The organism is Pseudomonas sp. LB-090624, from assembly GCF_003205205.1.
Lineage (GTDB): Bacteria > Pseudomonadota > Gammaproteobacteria > Pseudomonadales > Pseudomonadaceae > Aquipseudomonas.
Genome location: NZ_QJRL01000012.1, coordinates 112,298 through 130,569 on the forward strand (window position 1 = coordinate 112,298; position 18,272 = coordinate 130,569).

Below are 18,272 nucleotides of genomic sequence, written 5' to 3' on the forward strand. Positions count from 1 at the left end.
CTCTCAAGTCATGTACGTGGTCTGCACGAGGCAGTTCAACCTGTGTGTCCAGGCGAAGCTCAGGGGTGACTGCTCAGGTGCTGCTGCGCCGTCACGCAGCCGTTGATCTCCACGGCCTTCTGCAGCAGGCTCAGGCGGTGCTGTGGGTCGAGGTCGCCGAGCAGCCGGTACACTTCGGCCTGGTAGTCGCGCTGACGCCCCCAGAGCATTTCCAGCCCTTGCGGGCGGCTGCGGTTGCAGGCCAGGCGGGTGGCCGGTTGCGGATAGTAGGGGGCGTAGACCGTGGCCATGCTGGGAATGGCCTCCAGCGCTGCGCGGTACTCGCTGCTGGCGTTGTAGGGCCTGCACCAGGTAGCGATGGCGGGCGCCGGTGCGGCAAAGCCTTGCTGAAGGCTGGCTTGGAGCAACGGGCAGGCGGCCTCCGGAATTTGCGCAGCTGGCAGATAGGTCATGTAGTACAGCGCCAGGCGGTACTGTGCGACCGGGTGGCCGAGCTCGACCGATTTTTTCAGCAGGGCAACCGCTGTCGGCAGGGTATGCGCCAGGGCCTGCCCTTGGCGGCTGAGCTCGGGGTCGCCGCCGATGGCAGTGCGCAGCGTGCTGGCGCCATCATCCTGGTTGTCGGCCTGCTCCAGCAGGGGCAGGGCCTGACGGTAGAGCAGGTCGGCATGAGGGTCGATGCTCACCTCCAGCGCGTGCGCAGCCAGCGGCATCAGGGCGATCAGCAATGGGGGCAGGCGTCGCACCAGGCTCACAGGCACACCCCGTTGATGGCCAGGTGCAGATGGACGGCTTCGATGTTCATGGCGGTCAAGCGTGCGCCTCGGGCAGATCGGAACGACGACGTATTCTAGCCACCCAAGGGCCCTGCCCGGAAGACCATCCGACGATTGTCAGGCCAGCCTGATTGGCGTGACCTTGCGCTGGCCTTGTTTTTCCTGGGCCAGGCCTAGCTTGGCGGTGATCACCTTGGCCAATGCATTGTTGCCCAGGTCGTTGAGGTGCAGGCGGTCGATGAACAGGTCGGCACCGAACACTGGCGAGCTGTTGAGCATGCAGTTCATGTCGTAGCAGGGCACGGGGTCGGCCTGGTTCTTGATGCGGCGGAAAAACGCCGAGTGCAACTGGCTGTCGAAAGCGCCGTCCAGCAGCCGGTCGAAGTTCGCCGGTTTTCGCTCCAGCGCGGCCAGCATGGCCTGCTCGCCAGCGGGCAGGGTGTCCCGGCACCAGGGGAGCAACGGTTGCAGGATGAAGGTGAGGGTGGCGTGGCTGTCGGCCAGCAGCCGCTCCCATTGGCGCAAGGTGCGGCCAATGTTGTCGGCGGCACGGGCCAGGCGTTTTTCCGGGGACGACAGGGGCCAGCTGGCCGGGGCTTCGACTGCAGGGCTGGCCAAGGCCTGGGCGATGCGCCGCCACAGCGACTGCCGACGGGGTACAGCAGCGGGCTGCATGCCTTCGCTGAAGCTGTTGAGATAATCCTGGTAAGCCTGGGCGTATTGCGGGTCGCCAGCGCTGGCGAGCACTTCGCTCAGGGCTTCGTGAGCCAGGCTGTTGAGGCCGCTGAGCACCACCACATGCCCCAACTGGCCAAGGCGATGCTGGTGGGTGAGGAACATCAGCAGCTCTTGGCTGGCATTGAGCCCGCAGCCGGCCAGGCTCAGCCAGACTTCGCCGGTGAGCATCGACAGGTGCGAGGCCACGGTGTGCTCGTCGGAGCTGGCGCCGATGCCCAGGGCCGTGGAACCGCCGACCAGCAGGTTGATCCGCGAGGCGCCGCCACGTTCGGCCGGCGAAAAGCGCTTGCCGGCGCAATGGCTGTAGCGCAGGCCCAGGGCATCGGTATTGATGGTGCCCGAGCGGTAGCCGGTTTCGTGCACATGCACGGTATGTGGGGCACGGCGGCTACCCAGCAGCAGGAAACGCTGGTAGTCCTGTTGCAACGGCGAAGGAAGCGGGCTTGTGTCAGTCGCGGTCATGCTCTCTCCTGCGGTTGCGTCGTCTGCTGCGCATGGGTTTCAGGCCGTCAGTTCCTTGAAGTTGTACAGCAGGCCGCCGGCAGCGATCAGCAGCAGGGCGACCCCCGAGGCCAGGCTGATGAAGCGGTTGCTGCGTTGCGATGCGATCTTGCCGATGGCGAAGATGTACAGGCTGAGCACGGCGAAATCGATGGCCACCCACAGCAGCGACAGCACGACCATGCTCTTGCCGAACGACTCGGTGATCTGGATGAACTGAGGGAAGAAGGCGATGAAGAAAATGATGTCCTTGGGGTTGGAAATGCCCACCATGAAGCCTTGCAGCAGCCCGCCACGGGTGGGTTTGGCAGCGTCGCTGGTGGCCTCTGACGCAGGTGCCTGCAGGGCGTCCTTCAATGTGCCCACGGCGATGTAGCCGATGAACAGGCAGCCAAGCAGGCTCATGATGCTGAGCCAGGCCTTGTCGATGGCCGCGCTGGTGAGGATGATCCAGGCCGCCGCGCCGATGAGCACCAGTGACGCCCAGTTGGTGCCGACGGCGGTGAACATGGCCTTGCGTGAGCCAGAGGCGGCCGCTGTATTGACGATTAGCGCCACCACCGGGCCGGGGGTAGCGATCAGCAGCAGGACAGTAAGGGCGTAGGTGGCGGTGAGTGCGGTATTCACGGTCAGTTCTCGATCTGTATGTCGGGTGTCGCCTGATGTGCGGCATGGGCATGGAACGGGCAGCGGGACGGGTTGAGCGAGCCTGCTTCCTGCAGTTGATACTGCTTCCACTCGAAGTTGTCGGTATCGCCAAAGGCGCCAAGCGTGTCGGGCACCACGCCGTCGTTGTAGTGGTGCACGCGCTCGCGAATGCGGGCGCGAATTCGCCGGCCACTTTCGCTGTCGGCGTTGGCGACTTCGTCGAAGTTTTCCCTTGGGTTGATGACGAAGGTGATGTGCTGGCCCAGGTTGCGGCTTTTCATGTGCTGATGGCCGGGAAAATTCATGTTGATGAACAGTGGCATGCCGGCATAGCAGAACGACCAGGCGTTATCCTCGGGGTCGGTCGGGATACCCTGCGGCCAAGGGTGGGGGTCGCGTGCATGCACGCCGCGCAGCACCTTCCAGGCCAGTGCCTGTTGCTCAGCCAGATTGCTGGCGGTGGCTGTCTCGAGGAACACCACCAGCGGGCTGCCGATGCGCTGCTTGGGTGTGATGGGGGCGACGGTGCGCACATAATCGGCCAGGCCTTGGGCGATATCGTCAGCCAGTTGTTCGGCGCGGGCGAAGAGGATGTGGCAGGTTTCACCGTTAACCGCCTTGCGGCCAAACAAGCAGGGAAACTCAGGGTTGGCGAGGACACTGCGAAAATGTTCTACAGTCTTGTAAGTCCAGTGTTGCGTGTTGTATCCATGTTCAGCGGCGAGCTCTAGCGCATCCAGGCGATAGCAATTTCCATATCCCGTAAACATGATTTCCCCAGGCGTTGAATTAAGTGAACGTTCCAGTCATATGCAGGCAGGATCTTGGATATGTTTATTATTTACCTGCATTTTCCGGAACACACTTGACGTTGTAAAACGCGTGGAACTATGACCTACTATTAGTCTTGCTCATGCTCGGGATGTCGCGATGTCAGAACGAATTCAGGCCTTGCACGCGCTGCGTGCATTCGAGGTGGCCTCTCGCTATGGCTCATTTACCCGCGCAGCGGAAGAGCTGGCCTTGACCCAGGGGGCCGTCAGCCACCACATCAAGACCCTCGAAGCCATGTTCGGCTGTGACCTGTTCGAGCGGCGCGGGCCCAAGCTGAGCCTGACCGAGCACGGCCGCCTGCTGTCGCAAGAGCTCAAAGTCGGCTTCAAGATCATCGAGAATGCCTGCGCATTGCTGCGCCAGGACCGCTATGGCCTGCGCCTGAAGGCCCCGTCCACGCTCACCGTCCGCTGGCTGCTGCGGGCGCTGGACGGGTTCAAGAAGCATGAAGACAACTGCACCGTTCAGCTGTCGAGCGTCTGGATGGACATCGACAGCGTGGACTTCTATTCCGAGCCCTACGACTGCGCCATACTCCTGGCCAGTGGGCGGTTCCCCGCCGATATCGAGTGCTTCAAGCTGTTCGATGAATGGCTGATCCCGGTGTGCCACCCGGATTACATGACGCAGGCGCAACCGGCCCTGAGCGACCTGACCCGGTGCGAGTTCCTGCACCCGTCCCCCGACCGCCGCGACTGGCGGCGCTGGCTGGCGCGGATGGACGCGCTGGACATCAGCATCGACCAGGGCCAGGTGTTCGACACCCTCGACCAGGGCATCTCGGCCGCGCAGCAGGGCCTGGGTATTTCGGTGGTCGACCTGGTGCTGGCCAGTGCCGACCTGGCAGCCGGGCGCCTGGTCACGCCGTACAAGCACGCAGTGGCCACTGGCGACGGGTACTACATGACCTGGCTCAAGGCCAGCCCCAAGGCGCGACAGATGCACAAGCTGCGCGACTTCCTGCTGGGCCAGGTGCCGCCGCTGGCCTGCAAGGACATCAACTACCTGTACGGTTGAATACCCGATCGAGCATGAAGTCGATGAATACCCGCAACTTTGGCGGCACCTGCCGCCCGGACGGCCACAGCAGATAGAAGCTGCCGCGCCGCTCCATGAAGTCGTCGAGGACACTGACCAGTGAGCCATTGCCCAGTTCACGACCCACGTTGAAGTCAGGCAGGCAGGTAATGCCGCGGTGGTTCAAGGCAAAGCAGACGCGTGTTTCGACGTGGTTGCAGACCATCGAGATGGGGATGTCATAGGCTTGCTCGGGATGCTCCTGGCGCAGCGGCCAGGTTTCCAGCTTGCCGTTGCTGGGGAAGCGATAATGCAGGCAGCTATGCGCCGCCAGGTCGCGTGGGTGCAAGGGTGTACCGCGTTCGCGCAGGTACTCGGGCGAGGCCACCAGGCGGTGCTGAAAGTGCCCCAGAAACTTGGCGCTGAGCCGGGAATCCACCGGCTGCCCGCCGCGCATCACCACATCGAAGCCTTCGCCGACGATATCCACCATGCGGTCGGAGAAGTCCAGGTCCAGTTCAACCTGTGGGTACAGTGCCATGAACTCGGCCAGTGCCGGCATTACCAGTCTGGTCACCTGCGGCATGCTCACCCGCAGGCGCCCGCGCGGCGTTTCGCTGGCCTGCGACAGTTCCTGCTCGGTGGCCTCGATTTCGGCAAGGATGCGCCGGCTGCGCTCGAGGAACATCGCCCCTTCGGCGGTAAGGGTAATGCTGCGTGTGCTGCGGTGGAACAGGCGCACGCCCAGGCGGCTTTCCAGCCGCGCCACGCGCTTGCCCACTGCCGAGGCACTGATCCCCAGTGACTGGCTGGCGGCCACGAAGCTGCGGGTTTCGGCCACCCGATTGAAGACCACGAAGCCACTGAGGCTGTCCATGTCGCATTCCGGATTGCGGACGCTGAGGTCCTGGGTGAGTGGCATTGTACCCGTCTTTTTCCGTAATGGCCTTGTCTGCAGACTGTTCGCCTTGTTCCCCACTCAAGGCATTTGCAATGTCCCAGACTTCTTCCGCACCGTTGCTGGCCGCCAGCCATGAACGTCTGCCCGTCGGCGGGCTGCTCGCGCTGGCCATGACCGGCTTCATCGCCATTCTCAGTGAAACCCTGCCGGCGGGTCTGCTTGACCAGATCGCCGATGGCATGCACATCAGCCAGGCCATGGCGGGGCAATGGGTCACGGCGTATGCCTTGGGCTCGCTACTGACCGCCATCCCGTTGGTGACGTTGACCCAAGGCTGGTACCGGCGCCGGGCGCTGTTGCTGGCGATCATCGGCTTCGTGCTGTTCAACGGGCTGACGGCCTTGTCGGACTCCAACGGGCTGACCCTGGTGCTGCGCTTTTTCACGGGTGCTGCGGCCGGCCTGGCATGGGGCCTGATCGCTGGCCATGCCCGGCGCATGGTGCCGGTGCCGTTGCAGGGCCGGGCCATGGCGCTGGCCATGCTCGGGCAGCCGATTGCCCTGTCGCTCGGTTTGCCGATTGCGACCTGGTTGGGAGCGGGGTTGGGCTGGCGCGCGACGTTCGTCGTCATCACTTTAGTGGCGTTGCTGCTGGTGGTGTGGGTGTTGCGATCCGTGCCCGACTATCCGGGGCAGGCTGCCGGCAAGCGCCCGTCGGCCATGCAGGTACTGCGCACGCCGGGGGTGTTGATTGTATTGCTGGTGATCCTCACCTGGATCCTTGGCCATAACATTCTCTACACCTATATCGTGCCGTTGCTGGCAGCGGCTGGCATGGCTGCGAAGATTGGCCCTGCGCTGATGGTATTTGGTCTGGCGGCGCTGGCCGGGATCGGCCTGGTAGGACTGCTGGTCGACCGACACCTGCGCAAGCTGGTGTTGCTGAGCCTGGCCGGTTTTGCCTTGGCCACGCTGGCATTGGGGCAGGCATCGTCGTGGCTTGTGTACTTGAGCATCGCCTTGTGGGGAATGACCTATGGCGGCGCCCCGACCCTGCTGCAGACAGCGTGCGCCGACGCAGCAGGCCAAGGTGGTGATGTGGCGCAGTCGATGCTGGTGACGGTGTGGAACTGCGCCATTGCCCTGGGCGGGATCATTGGTGGATTGCTGCTGGCTGGGGCAGGCGTGGCGTGGTTTGGCGGGGTGGTGCTGGTGTTGATTGCCTTGGCCTGGCTGCTGGCTGTAGCTGGACGGAAAAGCGGTTTTGTGGCGGGCAGGCGCTAAAACACTCATGCCAGGCACGACACAGGTAGAATAACCGCATCTACAGACAATCCAGAGGTCGACGCAGTGGAGTTGCAGCAGGGTTTTGTCCTGACCCGGCATTGGCACGATACGCCGGAGGGCACCTGCGTGGAGTTCTGGCTGGCCACCGATGCCGGGCCGCGGCTGTTGCGGCTGGCTGCGCAGGAGTCGGTGGCTTTCATTCCCCAGGCGCAGGCCGAGCACGCCCGTGTGTTGCTGGCCAACGAAACAGGGGCGAAGCTCAAGCCACTGCGCCTGAAGGACTTCGAGCATCGCCCGATGATCGGCCTGTATACCCGCCAACATCGCCAGTTGATGCAACTGGAACAGCGTCTGCGCACAGCCGGTGTCGACGTGTTCGAGGCCGATATCCGGCCGCCGGAGCGTTACCTCATGGAGCGCTTCATCACGGCACCGGTGCAGTTCACTGGCCAGCCGGATGCGCAGGGCGTTTACCGGGAAGCCCAGCTAAGGCCGCTGTCCGGCTATCGACCGACACTGCGCCTGGTGTCACTGGACATCGAGACCAGCGAGCGTGGCGAGCTGTACAGCATCGCCTTGGAGGGCTGCGGCCAGCGCCAGGTGTATATGCTCGGTCCGGCCAACGGCGATGCCACCGGGCTTGACTTCGACCTGGAATATTGCGCTGATCGCGCCGCTTTGATCACCCGCCTCAACCAGTGGATGGCCAGGCATGACCCGGACGCGATCATCGGCTGGAACCTGGTGCAATTCGACCTGCGCCTGCTGCATGAACACGCCAAGTCGTTGCAGGTGCCACTTGCCCTGGGGCGTAACGGTGCGGTCATGACCCTGCGTAGCCATGCCGGTGGAGGCCACGTTTTTGCCGATGCGCCGGGGCGTTTGCTGATCGATGGCATCGAGGCGTTGCGTTCGGCTACCTGGAGTTTTCCCTCGTTCAGCCTGGAGAACGTTGCCCAGACCCTGCTGGGCGAAGGCAAGGCCATCGACACGCCGTACCAACGCATGGACGAGATCAACCGGCGCTTCGCTGAAGACAAACCGGCACTGGCGCGCTACAACTTGAAGGACTGCGAACTGGTCACGCGTATTTTCGCCCATACCCGGCTACTCGACTTCCTGCTCGAGCGTGCGTCGGTGACGGGGCTGGCCGCAGACCGCAGCGGTGGGTCGGTGGCCGCGTTCTGCCATTTGTACATGCCCCAGATGCACCGGCTTGGCTTTGTCGCCCCCAGCCTTGGCAGCCGCCCGGACGAAGCCAGCCCCGGTGGTTTTGTCATGGACTCGCGCCCGGGGCTTTACGATTCGGTGCTGGTGCTGGACTACAAGAGCCTGTATCCATCGATTATCCGTACCTTTCTGATCGACCCGGTCGGGCTGATCGAGGGCCTGCGTCAGCCCGACGACGCACATTCGGTCGAGGGCTTTCGCGGTGGGCGTTTTTCACGCACACAGCACTGCCTGCCTGCCATCGTCGAACGGGTATGGCAGGGCAGGGAAGCAGCCAAGCGCGAGGGTAATGCGCCGTTGTCCCAGGCGTTGAAAATCATCATGAATGCCTTCTATGGCGTGCTGGGTTCCAGCGGTTGCCGTTTCTTCGACCCGCGCCTGGCGTCGTCCATCACCATGCGCGGCCACCAGATCATGCGCCAGACCAGGTCCCTGATCGAGGCGTGTGGCTACGATGTGATCTACGGTGACACCGACTCCACCTTTGTCTGGCTCAAGGGTGCCCACGCCGAGGAGGACGCGGCGCGCATCGGCCGCGAGCTGGTGGCGAAGGTCAACCAATGGTGGCAAGCCCATCTGCACGAGACCATGAACCTGCAGAGCGCCCTCGAACTGCAGTTCGAGGTGCACTACCGACGCTTCCTGATGCCCACCATCCGCGGTACCGATGAAGGCAGCAAAAAGCGTTATGCCGGCCTGGTACAGCGGGCCGACGGTTCGCAAGAGATGGTTTACAAGGGCCTCGAATCGGTGCGCACCGACTGGTCACCGCTGGCCCGGCAGTTTCAGCAGGAGCTTTACGGCCGTGTGTTCCGCGGCGAGCCCTACCGAGATTATGTCCGTGAGTACGTGCGGCGAACGTTGGCGGGCGAGCAGGACGATCTGCTGGTTTATCGCAAACGCCTGCGTCGCCCGTTGGCCGATTACCAGCGCAACGTGCCGCCACATGTGCGCGCCGCCCGGCTTGCGGACGATTACAACAGGCGCCTGCAGCGCCCCCTGCAGTACCAGCGTGGTGGCTGGATCAGTTACCTGATCACTACCGCTGGCCCGGAGCCGCTGGAAAACCTGCAGGCCGCAATCGACTACGACCACTACATCAGCCGTCAGCTGATGCCGGTGGCAGATGCCATCCTGCCCTTTGTCGGTGATGATTTCGCTCGCCTTACCGACCATCAGTTACTGCTGTTCTGAATGGGTGGTAGATAGCTAGGCGTCAGCACCAGGCTGCACTCTTCAGACTCGTGCCTCCATGTCACCGCGGAGGCAGAGATGCAGAACACGAGCAGTCAACCATCGGCTGCGGTCGATACCCTTGCCATGGCACAAGCATGCCAGGACCACTACATTGCACGGCGGCTGCCGGCCTGGATGAAGCGGCTGAGCATGGCCGAATTCACCCTGCTGAGCGAGGCACTGCCAGAGCTGCTGGCCTGTCGCGCAGGCTTGTCTTCAGCGCTGGCGCGGTTACGCAACCTGAGTGCATTTACCCAGCCCTTGCTGCAGCAAGCGCTGGGTGCCCACGGCAGCCTTGATGTCGAGCGCTTGTCCTTTCGCCAGTGGTACACCTTCACTTCGCCGACGATAAATTATGTCACCAGTCGGCTTCCGGTTGTCGCCAACGACTACTACGACATCCCTCTGCTCGAGGCCGCTTTGGGCAATTTCACCGCGGAACAGCAGCGCGATCAGCCGCCTGGTAATTGCCTGGTCGATGCGCATGGCGAAAAACGTGCCGAACTGTCTGCAACGGCCTTCGCCAGGCTGTGTCGCACGCTGGACCTTGGGCAGAAATACCAGGCGCATCTGGATGCCGTACTGCAGCCCGAGGTCAGGGAATTGCTGACGCGACGGCAACGCTACAGCATGCTGGTGGATGCCTTGCAAGCCAGGGCGCAAGGCGTATTGAGCGCAGATGAACTGCAGTGGGTGGTCGCGCTCTGCCTTGAGGACAGGCTCGGCAAACTCGAAGGTGCACCGGTGCGCGTGCGGCAGTTGGCGTTGTTCGGTTGCCGCCTGCAGCAGATTGTCGTGCTGGACGTGATCGACGATGGCGTGTTGTTCGACACCAGCAAGCGCGTGCTGGTCTATGTGCCGGGTGACCCACATGGCCCCTGGAGCGTGCGCAGTGACCTGGATGAGTATGCCCGCCGGGTGCTTGGCAAACGCCTGCGCGAAGATGACTACCGGCGTTTCTTCAACCGCTTCGTGCGCCGACGCGACAGCCAGCGATTTTTCTCAGCCGTCAGTGAGCGGCTGGATGACGTGGCGGGCTGGGCGACCAGAGACCTCGATGAGCAGACCTTCGCTTATCGCCTGCCACTGTTCGAACACCTTGCGAACGACTGGGTCGCGTGGATCAAGGACGATGCTGCCGTCATCGCCCCGCCCGTGGCCTTGCTTGATCGCGAGGTCCAGGCCGAACACGCTCGCCGTTTGCGTGCTGAAGGCTGGACGCTATTGGGTGTCGCAGGGCTTTTCGTTCCGGGCATTGGTGCGGTGTTGTTGGGGGTGATGGCCTGGGAACTGCTACAGCAGACCTTCCAGGCGATAGGGGACTGGCAGGACAACGAACGCAATGCGGCACTTGCGCACCTGCTGAATGTTGGCAAAGGGCTGCTGGCTGTGGGGGCGACCGTTGCGGTCGTCGCCACCGCTCGACGCGCCTGGAGCGTGGTTGACAGCCTGGTACCGGCGCTGCTGGAAAGCGGGGAAGAAAAACTGTGGAACGCAGACCTCAGCCCCTATCGCGGCGAAACCCCGCCAGCTACGGCGGTGCTGGACATGCAGGGTACGCACCGCCTGGGCGAGCGCCGCTGGATCAGCATGGACGGGCACTGGTATGAGGTGACCTGGCACGACGCCGACGAGCAGTGGCAACTGCTCCCCTATCAGGGCTATGCGCCGCCGCTGCGCCACAATGGCGCCGGTGCGTGGCGGCTGTGGTGCGAGCAGCCCGCCGAGTGGGACGATACACGCCAGTTGTTCCGCCGCCTGGGCGGGCCATTCAGCGACCTTGACGATGCGCAGATCGACCGGTCGCTGGCGATCCATGGCCTCGATGATCAGCACCTGCGGGCATGGCATGTGTATGGACGACCACCGGAGGCAGCGCTGGTCGACACCGTCGCACGCGTGCGGCTCGCCGGCAGGATGGGTACGTTGATCGACCAGTTGCGCGAGGGAGGGGGCACCGCAGACCCGCTGCTGATGGCGCGGGTCATGCGCCTTCCCCAGGCGGCCGGAAAGCACGGGCCAGCGTTGGCCGATGTGGCTTGGGCCGGGCGACGGGAACTGCTGCAGACGTTGTACGACGAGCAGAACCCCGACACGGAAACAAGCCGCCTGTTACGGCAGGATTTTACCAGCCTGCACCGCTTGGCCGCCGATGAGGTGCTGCGCGATGCCAGCGAGGATGACGTGCAGCTGCTGCGTGAAACGGGGCGTGTGCCGTTGCTGATGGCCGAGGCAGCAAGGTTGCAGGTGGCGCGGATTCGAATGGCGCGGGTGTATGAGGCGCTGTGCATCGACACGCCGCAGAACCTCGACTTGGCGCGTGTGGTGTTGAACCTGCTGGTGCACGTGCCGGGCGCTGGTGGGCCGGGCTGGCGGTTGTTCGATGCAGATGCCAGCGAGCCGTTGCTGACGGTCCAGGGATCGGGGCAGACGTTTGACCTGCTTCATCGCCATGGGCTGTTCCGCCTGCGCACCGGAACGCACAGCGTGGTCGGTGAGAAAGGCGAGTTGTTCGAAGCGTTGGCCGGAGCCTATGACGACGTAGCACAAGCGGCCATCGGCCAAGGTCAGCCTTTTGTGCCTGCGCTGCGCCTGGCACTGACCAACGTTGCTTTCGACCAACGCCAGGCCGTGGTGAATCTGCTCAGGCTGGAACAGCCCAGCGGCTCGTTTCTTGCGCCGCAACGGCTTGCGGATGGCCGGATTGGTTACCCCATGGCCGGCGGCAGGCTATGGGGGGCGCTAGGGCGAAACAGGCCAAGGGCGTTTCAGGCCCGGTTGCGAGACCTGTACCCGGCCTTTACCGACGAACAGATCGAGCGCTGGTTGGCCTCAGGCGACGCGCAGGCCAGGTTAAATAGGCTGGAGCAGCAATATGGGGTGCTGAAGAGACACTTGACCCAGTGGGCACGCAGCGCGCTGCTCTCATCGGAACTGGTCGCACGGCGGGAATTCAGAAAGGGCCTGATCAACTGCTGGCGCTGTCTTGTGCCCGAACTGCAAGCGCAAGCGGCACTGGACGACGGGCGCTTCATGCTGACCCAGACGATCAGCCGCTTGGGCCACCTGCCGGCCCTGCCCGCGCAGGTGGGCTTTCCCCATGTCTCTATCCTGGCCCTGCGCTCCATGCGCGTGGAGCATGTTCCGGATGAGTTTCTGCAGGCATTTCCCAACTTGCGCAACCTCGAAATCACCCATTGCCGACTCAGGCGTTTGCCATTGCCGCTGGGGCTTGTCCAGAAGCTGGAGGTGCTCGACTTGTCTGGGAACCAGATCGCGCTCGACCAAGGCCAGGCATTGGTCCTGGCAGATTGCCGCTCTCTGGTGTACCTGAACCTTTCGGACAACCCGTTGCGCAGGGCATTTTCCGTCCTCGCAATGACCGAGCTCAATGCCCTTTACCTGTCCAACACGCAGATACCCGAGTTTCCCTACGGGCTGATGGACGCGCCAGAACTGCATACCCTGGATCTCAGCGGCAACCGTATTGCTGAACTGCCCGAGGGTTTTCATCGATCGCAGCTGTGGCGCTCGGGCAGGGTCGAGCTTTCCGGCAACCTGCTGGGCGGCGCGCAGGATGGGCTATCAACCTGGCATTTGCTTGAGGCCAGTCGCGTGCCTTACCGGTTGCGCATTCTGGACGCGTTGCCTGGCGAGCGTCGGGATGAAATGGCTGCACTGTGGGCCCATCTAGAGGCCGAGGAACCATCGGAAGAGTTCTTCAATACCCTGTCGATGCTGACAGAATCGGGCGCCTTCAGTTTCTCATCGACTGCATCCGCGCTGGCGGCCAGGGTGTTCGACATGCTCCAGGCGATGTCGGAGCATGATGCCCTCAGGCAGGAGCTGTTCGAGCACGCTGCGGCGACCGGTTGCCAGGATAACGCCACCGCGCGTTTTGCCGACCTGGAACTGCGAGTGATGATATGGCGCACGCGGCAAAGCGGATCTGCCCGGCCGGAACGGGCCTTGCTAAAGCTCGGTGCCCGGGTGTGGCGGTTGGCGGTGCTTGAACAAATTGCCGCTGAACATGCTCATCGTGTGGGGGCGGGCGCTGAATCGATCGAATTCGCCTTGGCCTATCGAATCGGCTTGCGCAAGTCGCTGGACTTGCCTGCCCAACCCGATGAAATGCTTTATGCAGGCATCCCAGCCTTGAGCAACCAGGACCTTCTCCTGGCCCGTGAAAGGGTCCTGGCGAGACAAACCCGGGAAGGCATTGCTGATTATCTGGCACGCCAGTGGTTCTGGCAGGATTACTTGCGCAAGGCCTTCGCGGTTCGCTTGCAAGTGCCCCAGTCCATGCACGCTGAGCTGGAGCGGCTGATGGCGCTGGGGAATCGGGACGAGGAAATCGCCCGGCTGCAGATCCGCAACCAGCAACGCGAGCATGCGGTGTTGCTGCAGTTGACGCTGGAGGCGCTGGACCGGAATACGGTGCAGCGTGTGCTCAGCTAGCGGGTGGCCGGCTGGCTGGCCGCAGGCATTAGCTATATAGCGCCTGGCGGGGAGCAGGCGTCTTAGTCTGGCTTCTTTTCATGAAGAGGCTCCCCGCCATGGACACCACTGTGCCGGCAGATGCGCAGGCCGCCATCGACGCTTTCCAGGATGGCATCATCGGCAGGCGCTTGCCGCCCTGGTTGCGTCACGCCCCCGCTGAGCAACTGCCTGAGATTGGCAGGGCATTGGCAAACAGCCTTCGCTGCTGTGAGCAAGTGAACACGATGCTGCGAGGCATCGAGGGCATTGACGGTTTCGTCGCTTCAGCCCTGGGAAAGGCGCTCGACGAGCGTTATGGGCTTGGCCGTAACCCGTACTCGCTCAGGTTTCTGCAGGGCCGTCGCGAAGCTGTGATCAACAGTCAGCCGGTTGGCGCGCACCTGACCACAGTGGTCTATGAAGAACAGCCACTGCTCGAAGTGGCAATGCGCAATTTCACCGCCGCTCAGGCGCAGGAAGGTGGCCAGCCGCGCGGTAATCGCCTGCTCGTTCCCACCCACGGTACGGTCAAACCACCCACCAGCATCGAGCTTGCCAAACTCTGTCGTGAGCTGGACCTGGGTGAACGCTATCAACGTCATCTGGATTCCATCCTCAAGCCCGCTGGCAGTGCCGAGCACGTGGTGGCCCGGCTTGTGGATGCCCTGCGCTACCGCATGCTTGTGGACGCCTACAAAGCCCGGCAACAAGGAACCCTGGATGACAGCGAGCTCGGCTTGCTGGTGGCGGTGTGCGAGAAGGGCAAGCTGCTGCGCCTGGCGGGCGACTCGGTGCAGGCCAGGCAGCTGAAATTGCTGGGTTGCCAGATCGAACAGGTGACGGTATTCGCGGTGGTTGAGCAAGGTGTGCTGTTCAACACGACGCGTCGGGTGTTTCTTTACATACCTGGGGACCCTCGTTCGCCCTGGAGTGTGTTCGAGAGTATCGACAAACTGAACCGCGAATTGGGCCGGCGCTTGCGCGACAAGGCCTATCGGCGTTTTTTCAGCCGCTTCGTGCTGCGACGGGACAGCCAGGCATTTTTCGCCCAGGTCGCGGAGCGCTTCGATGACCTGGCAGACTGGGCTTTTCGCGATCTGGAGCCGCGCTTGCAGGCCTACCCGCAGCCGTTGTTCATAAGCCAGGCACAGGCCCGTATCCAGCAGATCAAGGACGATGCGGCGATGATCGCAGTACCGGTGGCCAAACTGGATCGTGAGGTTCAGCGCCAGCATGACCTGCGCCTTGCAGCCGAAGGGTGGGCGCTGCTCAACCTGGCCAGTTTCTTTGTGCCTGGGCTCGGCCTGGCGCTGCTGGCCGTGACGGCCAGCGAGCTACTGAAAGAGGTCTACCATGGCGTTGAGGCTTGGCATGAAAACGACCGCCAGGAGGCGCTGGACCATTTGACCCATGTGGCTACAGACCTTGCCATCGTGGCGGCCACGGTAGCCGGGGTGGGTGTGGCTAGACGGGTTTGGGCCCGGTCTGCGAAGGTCGATGCCATGCTGCCGGCTCGGCTGGAAGACGGCACGGTGAAACTCTGGCAACAAGACCTGACCCCGTTCCAAAGCCAGGTCCCCGATGCGGCCTCAAACCCGGACGCTTTGGGGATCCGGCGTCAGGAGGGGCTGGCCTGGATCGAAATGGACGGGCAGCACTATCGCGTAACGGAGGCGGCCGGCGGTGATCAATGGCAGCTGTATCCGGTCGACGGCCACGGGCCGTTGCTGCATCACAATGGCGCTGGTGCCTGGCGGTTGTGGAGTGAGCAACCTGCCGTGTGGCCCGACAAATACCGCATGTTCCGGCGCTTGGGTGAACCTTTCAACCGGCTGAATGATGAACAGATCGATCAGGTTCTGCTGTTCCACGGCCTTGATGGCGACGACGTGCGTGGCTTGCATGTCCATGCCCAGGCACCAAGCCCCGCGCTGATCGACAGTGTGGAGCGGGTCCAGCTTGATCAGCGCATCCGCAGCATGGTTGGCCGTTTGCGCAGCGGCGAGCCGGTAGAAGATGCAACCGTGCTCGATCACGTTCGGCGTTTGCCAGGCGCGGATGGGCTTACAGATCAGGCGCTGGCGAGGTTGGCATGGGCGCAGCGGCGAACACTGTTGCAGCACCTTTTTGAAGCAATGCAGCCCGATGACAGCCTCGGCAGCACGGCGTTGCGCCGGGTGTTTCCTGGGCTGAACGTGCGTGGTGCGCAAGCCTTGGTACAGGCTGCCAGCAGCGTTGATCGCACACGGTTGCTATCCAGCGGCAGGGTTGCCCTGGGGCTTGCCGAGGCGGCGAGGAGCAGTTTGCTGGCGACCCGGCAGGCACGGGTATTTGAAGCGCTGTACCTCGATACGCCGCAGCATGCAGACCTGGCCCGGGTGGTCGTGGGCTTGTTACGGTATCTGCCTGGGGGCGAACGAGGGGTAGGCTGGCGGCTTTACGAAGGTTGGCTGGGCGGGCCGATGCTGGCGAAGTCCGAGCAGGGGCAGCGGGCGTTCGATCTGGTGCACCTGGACGGTAGCTTTCAACTGTATGACAGCCACGGCACGGCGCGTGGTGAGGCGGGTGAGCTGTTCGACGTCATGGCGCCTGCCTATACCGATGTACAACGGGAGGCGATGGGCATCGGCGATCCATTCTCGCACAACCTCAGGGTGATGCTGGGGCGCGAAGCGGTACGCCACCGTGACCAGATCAGCCGTTTGCTGGGCGCGGTACGCCCGGGTGTTGTTCGACGGCCCATGCGCTTGGCCGATGGACGTATCGGCTACCCACTGGGTGGTGGTGGAGTGGGCGGTTTTGCATCCAGAGGGAGTGCCCTGAGGGCAACGCTGCGCGATCTGTTTCCGTGGTTGAGTGATCAACAGGTCGAAACTTTCGCCGATGAGGCCAGGCGCTCAGGGCAGCAACTGGAACACGTACTGACGAGCCTTCGCAATGAGTTCGCGATGCTTCGCATGACGCTGAATACCTGGGTCGCACGCGCGCAGGGCGATGTCATGGATGATCGCGAGGCGTTGCGCCAGACGTTGTTCAATTGCTGGAGGCGGTCGGTGGGTGTGGGGGAACTGCAAATCAATGCCCAGGAAAACCTCCACGTCATGTTCTGTAATTTCAAACCAGGCGGCTTGCCCAACATTCCCGTGCAGGTCAGCTTCAGGGGCGTTACCAGCTTGTCGCTGTTGCACCTTGACCTTCTGGAGGTCCCCAGCAGCCTCCTGCTGGCTTTTCCTAGCCTGCACACCCTTGACCTGGGAGGGAACCTTCTGACGCGCCTTCCGCAACCTTTATTGCAAATAGAGCAGCTGCGGCATCTGAGCCTGACCAACAACCGCATCGTCCTGAACATTGCACAAACCGCCACACTGGCCAGTTGCGCCAGCCTGCAGTCTCTCGACCTGTCCCACAACCCCTTGGGCAGGTTCATGCTGGCAGGTTTGACTGAATTGCGTTGGCTGAACTTGCGCGACACACAGATCGCGCAATTTCCACTGGGCGTGTTCGACAACACTCAAGTGGTGTCCGTTGACTTGCGGGATAACCGGATCAGGCACATTCCAGAGAGTTTCTTCCAGTTGCCCGTGTGGCATCGGCGACGGTTTCGTCTGAATGGGAACCCGCTGGGCGAAGCCCAGACGTTACGTTTGCAGGCTGCATTGAGTAGCGATGATCCTGGCCTGGACGAGGAGCAAGCGCTTCTGCGGCTGCAGCGCGCCCGTGAAGTATGGGGGGATGCCGTGGCCCCTGAGCACCGCGGCTTGATGCTTGCTGCCTGGGACTCGCTGGACTCAGGTGAGGATGCCGACCGCTTTTTCCGTGTGCTTCGCCAGTTGTTGCTGTCCGAAGACTTTCGTGTCAATGCCCGTGCACTGGGCAATCGGGTGATGGCGGTATTGCAAGCCATGGCCATTACGCCAGAGTTGCGGCAGAACCTGCTGTCGGTGGCCAATGATGAGTGGGGTTGCCAGGATGGTGCCACTTGGTGCTTGAGCAACCTTGAACTGAACCTGCTGGTTTGGCAGGTTGAACATGCAGCCCAGGGGGAAAGCGAGCGGGCCTTGCTCGACCTGGGAAGACGTCTATGGCGCCACGATGCGGTCGACAGGTTCGCTACCCGATGGGCGCTGCGACATGGCAGGATGCTGGAAGGAAGCGAGGTAGGGTTGGCTTTCCGGATCGGGTTGAGGGAGCGTCTCGACTTGCCACTGCAGGTGGGAGAAATGAGCTTCCTCGCGATCTCGGGCGTGCTGGAGGCGGACCTTGCAGAAGCAGAGGCTGCGGTGCGGGCTGCAGAAACCCCGGAAGAGATTGCCCGCTCCATGGTGGATCGTGAGTTCTGGCAGGCGCACCTGGAGCGTACTCACCCTGACCGTTTCGCGGCGGTCGACCTGCCGTTCAGAAGGCAGCTTGAAACGGTACTGGACGATGAAGCGCTGACCGAGGGGGCAAGGATCGATCAGGCGGACGCCATTCGTGATGCTCAGCGCGCTGCACGCAGAGGGCTGATGCTGGATATGACCACGCAAGCGATGGAAGTGGGGCCGACGGGGCCTTCTATCGACGTGCGTTGACATGCGCGCCGGGTAGGGGGGCTGGCCCCTGCCAAAGCACCTTTGGGCTATGCTC

The 18,272-nt window shown here is 62.9% G+C and carries 10 protein-coding genes; 5 read left to right on the forward strand and 5 right to left on the reverse strand.

Annotated features, from left to right (window positions below; all coding sequences use genetic code 11):
- Positions 1 to 59: 59 nt before the first annotated feature.
- From DMX11_RS14015 to DMX11_RS14030, 4 genes are all read right to left on the reverse strand, one after another.
- Positions 60 to 755: a sel1 repeat family protein gene (locus DMX11_RS14015; RefSeq protein WP_110745058.1), complete on the reverse strand. Its 696-nt coding sequence runs from the start codon at positions 753 to 755 to the stop codon at positions 60 to 62.
- Between the two features lie 138 nt (positions 756 to 893).
- Positions 894 to 1,976, reverse strand: a complete 1,083-nt coding sequence (locus DMX11_RS14020; protein ID WP_110745059.1) for a hypothetical protein — start codon at positions 1,974 to 1,976, stop codon at positions 894 to 896.
- A gap of 39 nt (positions 1,977 to 2,015) precedes the next feature.
- Positions 2,016 to 2,642, reverse strand: coding sequence for a LysE family translocator (locus tag DMX11_RS14025; protein ID WP_110745060.1), 627 nt, complete (start codon positions 2,640 to 2,642; stop codon positions 2,016 to 2,018).
- A gap of 2 nt (positions 2,643 to 2,644) precedes the next feature.
- Positions 2,645 to 3,433: a YqcI/YcgG family protein gene (locus tag DMX11_RS14030; RefSeq protein ID WP_110745061.1), complete on the reverse strand. Its 789-nt coding sequence runs from the start codon at positions 3,431 to 3,433 to the stop codon at positions 2,645 to 2,647.
- 160 nt (positions 3,434 to 3,593) lie between these two features.
- Here DMX11_RS14030 and DMX11_RS14035 point away from each other — a divergent pair, with 160 nt between their 5' ends.
- A complete protein-coding gene (locus DMX11_RS14035; RefSeq protein ID WP_110745062.1) occupies positions 3,594 to 4,514 on the forward strand; it encodes a LysR substrate-binding domain-containing protein in 921 nt (306 codons plus the stop codon).
- Here the strand turns inward: DMX11_RS14035 and DMX11_RS14040 are convergent.
- Positions 4,495 to 5,391 (reverse strand): LysR family transcriptional regulator, encoded by an 897-nt coding sequence (locus tag DMX11_RS14040; protein ID WP_110745086.1) that lies wholly within the window; start codon positions 5,389 to 5,391, stop codon positions 4,495 to 4,497. The genes DMX11_RS14035 and DMX11_RS14040 overlap by 20 nt on opposite strands.
- Before the next feature lie 116 nt (positions 5,392 to 5,507).
- Between DMX11_RS14040 and DMX11_RS14045 the strand changes: the two genes are divergently transcribed.
- From DMX11_RS14045 to DMX11_RS14060, 4 genes are all read left to right on the forward strand, one after another.
- Positions 5,508 to 6,698: an MFS transporter gene (locus DMX11_RS14045; RefSeq protein WP_110745063.1), complete on the forward strand. Its 1,191-nt coding sequence runs from the start codon at positions 5,508 to 5,510 to the stop codon at positions 6,696 to 6,698.
- Positions 6,699 to 6,764: 66 nt separating this feature from the next.
- Entirely contained in the window at positions 6,765 to 9,125 is a 2,361-nt protein-coding gene (locus DMX11_RS14050; RefSeq protein ID WP_110745064.1) for a DNA polymerase II, read from the forward strand.
- Between the two features lie 78 nt (positions 9,126 to 9,203).
- Positions 9,204 to 13,625: an NEL-type E3 ubiquitin ligase domain-containing protein gene (locus tag DMX11_RS14055; RefSeq protein ID WP_110745065.1), complete on the forward strand. Its 4,422-nt coding sequence runs from the start codon at positions 9,204 to 9,206 to the stop codon at positions 13,623 to 13,625.
- A gap of 98 nt (positions 13,626 to 13,723) precedes the next feature.
- On the forward strand, positions 13,724 to 18,217 hold the full coding sequence (locus DMX11_RS14060; protein ID WP_110745066.1) for an NEL-type E3 ubiquitin ligase domain-containing protein: 4,494 nt from the start codon (positions 13,724 to 13,726) through the stop codon (positions 18,215 to 18,217).
- The last annotated feature ends 55 nt before the right edge of the window (positions 18,218 to 18,272 follow it).